This is a genomic window from Paenibacillus zanthoxyli JH29, from assembly GCF_000520715.1.
GTDB classification, from domain to species: Bacteria; Bacillota; Bacilli; order Paenibacillales; family Paenibacillaceae; genus Paenibacillus_AQ; species Paenibacillus_AQ zanthoxyli.
On record NZ_ASSD01000428.1, the window covers coordinates 1 to 3,667 of the forward strand.

Consider the following 3,667-nt stretch of genomic DNA (forward strand, 5'->3'; position numbering starts at 1 on the left):
GCGCGGCCTGCCTATCTGGTGGAGGCCTCGGACGTCTTATGGCTGCTTGATCCTGAACCCGTCCGATTTGAATACAATGCAGAGTGGGCCTTCTCCTATTGGAGCGAATTGCAGCAGCTGTTGCGAACAGAGGCAGAGACACAACAAGTTTCTCTATCCGATTTTGCACTTGAGCGAATGATGCTGGAGGCAGCGGTACATATCCATGCGCTCGTTGTGAATTTGTTGTGTCTGGCGATGAAACAGGCGGTATGTTTACCGGAGTTTCAGGATCTGCAGCGGGAAGAAACATTTGAGATTCGTGTCGCAGAGTATCTCGATCAAAGTGTGTCTGTGTATAAAGAAGATCGCAGACCGATGGAATCGAACGAAATCCAAGCTTGGCTAGAGGAAAGAGAAGAACATGCGTACAGCTACCAAGCGTTGACCCGGGTTCGACTGCCGGATGGAGATTACAGCCAGTTGGATTTTCGTTATACCGCTTTTCGTCAGGTTGGAATGGAACGCAGCCGCCTTCATGCTTGTATCTTGGTGGGTAGCGTCTGGCAAGATTGCCGATTGGAGGAAACCGATTTTACTTACAGCTTGCTTCACGGAGCTGATTTTAGCGGTTATTCCATGAACAATGCCATATTAGACGTCGTTATAGGCGATACGGGAGACGGTTCGGATGCTTGGCTCGATTGGGAGCCGTTAGGATTTAGCGGTGTGGATTTTACGGGAGCGAGCTTGCAAGGAGCTTCTTTTAAAGAGGCTCAGTTACAAGGGGCTGTTTTCCAAACTGCCTCACTGCAAAACGCTTCATTTATTGGGGCCGATCTCACGGGTGCCTGCTTTGCCGGAGCCGATGTCACAGGAGCTTCTTTTGCAGGCACTCGTTTGGCAAAAGCCGATTTTACAGGGGCAAAGGTACATGGTGTGCGTTTTACGGAGGAGCAGCTAGGCGAGGCCATTGGCTTGACAGAAATGACAACCGCCTCCCCTTCCCTGCTTCGCACTATGGATATAAGCGTGGCCGATGTGACAAGTAAAGGCGGGACAACGCCATGAGATATTTTCGCCTCATAATGGACGAGCGTGTTCAGCACCGGGTTGAACCGGCTTCTCTGTCTCCTTTGCAGATCGAAAGCATCCTATCGGATCAAGGCTCTCAAACGGAGGACTCCCCCCTGTTTTTAACTGTACATACCGATTCACAGACCGTATTTCCGGATTTTCTGGAATTCCCTGTCCCGCTCGTATCCGATCCCATGAAAGAACTATTGGAAAAGGTTGTTCCTGGGCTGGAATGGAAAGCAGCTATCCTCACTGATTTCCAACGAGCCAGACAAGAGGTGTATTGGGTGCTTCGTCCTCCGAGGCTGGATTGCCTTTCCTCACAGACCGAGTGGTATCCCAATCATACCTTGAAGCATTTGGTGCTCAAATACGGGAATATCGAATCTCCTGTTTTCCGGATTGCCGGCCTGATGGAACCTTACGTCTACATCGACCTTGCCGTGGCGGAGTGTCTGCTGCGCCGTCCATTTATAGGGGTACGCGTACAACGGGTGGAGATGGCAACGAAGGAGGAATGATCTCAAGTGAAAGAAGCGAAAGTGGAACCAGGAACGGGCGCCAAAAAGAGCTACGTGGTAGCAGGTGCGATTTTAAGCTGCAGCTGCGGTACCCAACCTACCCGTTTAAAGCGTCCGTTCAGCCACGGGGTATACGTCAAAAACAAAGCACAAATGAACATCGGAGATTACGTGCCGGGAGTGAACATCCCGCCTTTTGGAAACTGCTCCAGTCCGCTCAATCCTGCTGTACAAGCCAGTCAGATGGTCGATATCTATGGGGTCAAGAAAGCCCCGTGCGTCCCTGTCCTCACCATGCCCTGGCTGAACGGAAAAAGCGACATGAGAATCGAAGGCCAGCCTGCATTGACGCTAAATTGTACACACCATTGCTTGTATAACGGACAGATCCGCATTGAAAATGACGGGCAGGAGCTGGACTAACCGCTGAACCGGACACTAGCCCTGCAATGCCAGAAAGGAGATGCGAACTTACTTGAGCCTACAGTTAGCCGAGATTGGCTATGAAAGCCTCCGCTTTTACGGCCCCTTTCAACCGGAGCATATTAAGCAGCTCCAAATCAACAGAGCCATCAACGAGCATGCTAATTTACAGATGACTGGCCTTCTGTCCGAGGAACAAGGAGCCGCATGGATCGGACAAACCCTGGAGCAAGAGCCAATGGTCATTCGTCAGTTAGATGGACAAGGAGGGCTGCTAAGAAGACTGTTCCACGGGATCATCACACGCATGTCCGTACATTGTGTACGGGGAGTCTATACCTTTGAGACTGGAGGCCGCCTCGCATTCGTATCAGATGGATATCCAGGTGAAAAAGCGTTCCTATCCGAATGCACACCGTACCTATGAGGATCTGGTCACCGCGCTGGTACGTAAGTATGCGTACGGAGATCTGATTGATACCCTGACCCATGATGCCAAGCTGGATGCATTTGTTTTACAATATGAAGAGACAGACTGGGCCTTTTTAAAGCGTCTCGCCTCCCGCTTCGGTTCCGTGCTGGTGCCGGAGGTGACCGCCGCGTCACCCAAGGTTTTCTTCGGAATGCCGGAAGGTGAGCCGCACAAAGTAGAAGAGGAAATCTCTTATCAGGTACGCAAAACGTTTCATGAACCCGTCGCAGGAAAACCGGGGGAACGCGCTGGCTCGTATGTCACCTATACCATTGAAAGTCTGCAATATATGCGTTAGGCGACCTCCTTGCGTTACCGGTCGGGCAAGGCAATGAGCTGGCCGTCGTGCGGGCGGTCACCACGTTAGCAGATGGCTTACTGCGTACTCGTTATGATCTGCAAGCCGAGACGGATATCCGCTATGCCCGGTATGAGAACGACCGAGTCACCGGGATTTCGCTAACGGGAACGGTGCTAAAGGTCCAGCAGGATTTTATGCAGCTTCAACTGGATATTGATCCTAAGCAAGACCCCGCCAAAGCCTGCTGGTTTCCGGCAGCAACCCGCTATGCTGCGGAAGAGCATAGCGGCTGGTACGATATGCCCGAAATCGGGGAACGAGTGAACCTGTATCTGCCGACAAACCGGGAGCAGGATGCCTATGTGACTGATTCTCTCCGCCAACAGCGCCACGTCCATGGCCCACCGGATGTAAAGGTGTGGCAGCACGCGCAAGGAAGCGGTGTAAAGATGTCCGGGCAAGAGCTGACCCTTTCCACCTCGGGTGAACTTTCTATTATGTTGAACGAGGAGAGCGGCATCACGGTCAGCAGTCCGGGGAATGTACAGTTTCAAGGGGGTCACGTGAACCTTAAGGCCGGGCAGCAGCTGTCGCTGGAAGCTGGAAGCGCCCTGTATCTGACAGGCGAAGCCAGCAGCAACATGGCAGTTGGTTGAATATCGCTGAGATTGAACTCAGTGTCATGACAAGTCAGTGTTTGGGGCGTCGTATTCCTTCCATTTCCGAATTGGCTACCGAACTATCGGCTTGGGAGTCTGCTCGTAATCAATCCCAAAAGGGAGTAGACTGGCAATTTACCACCGAAGATGCACGGATTAAATTAAAACGTCTTTACCCACAATTTAAGGATTGATGGGCTACTAGTACCTTGACCGCATCAAATTTGAGGATAAA

3 protein-coding genes and 2 pseudogenes are annotated in these 3,667 nt (G+C 51.6%); all 5 read left to right on the forward strand.

The genetic code is table 11. From position 1 onward, the window contains the following. A partial coding sequence (locus L691_RS0116370; RefSeq protein ID WP_025691524.1) for a pentapeptide repeat-containing protein occupies positions 1–1,050 on the forward strand: 1,050 nt, incomplete at its 5' end. Continuing rightward, complete coding sequence (locus tag L691_RS0116375; protein ID WP_025691525.1) at positions 1,047–1,577, forward strand: hypothetical protein; 531 nt, start codon at positions 1,047–1,049, stop codon at positions 1,575–1,577. The genes L691_RS0116370 and L691_RS0116375, both read left to right, overlap by 4 nt. A gap of 6 nt (positions 1,578–1,583) precedes the next feature. Then, on the forward strand, positions 1,584–2,000 hold the full coding sequence (locus L691_RS0116380; RefSeq protein ID WP_025691526.1) for a DUF4280 domain-containing protein: 417 nt from the start codon (positions 1,584–1,586) through the stop codon (positions 1,998–2,000). A 40-nt stretch (positions 2,001–2,040) separates the two neighbouring features. Next, positions 2,041–3,426 (forward strand): annotated as a pseudogene (locus L691_RS29155) (contractile injection system protein, VgrG/Pvc8 family); the annotation flags it as partial. Further along, positions 3,411–3,626 (forward strand): annotated as a pseudogene (locus L691_RS33630) (IS630-like element ISCARN102 family transposase); the annotation flags it as partial. The pseudogenes L691_RS29155 and L691_RS33630, both read left to right, overlap by 16 nt. Between the last annotated feature and the right edge of the window lie 41 nt (positions 3,627–3,667).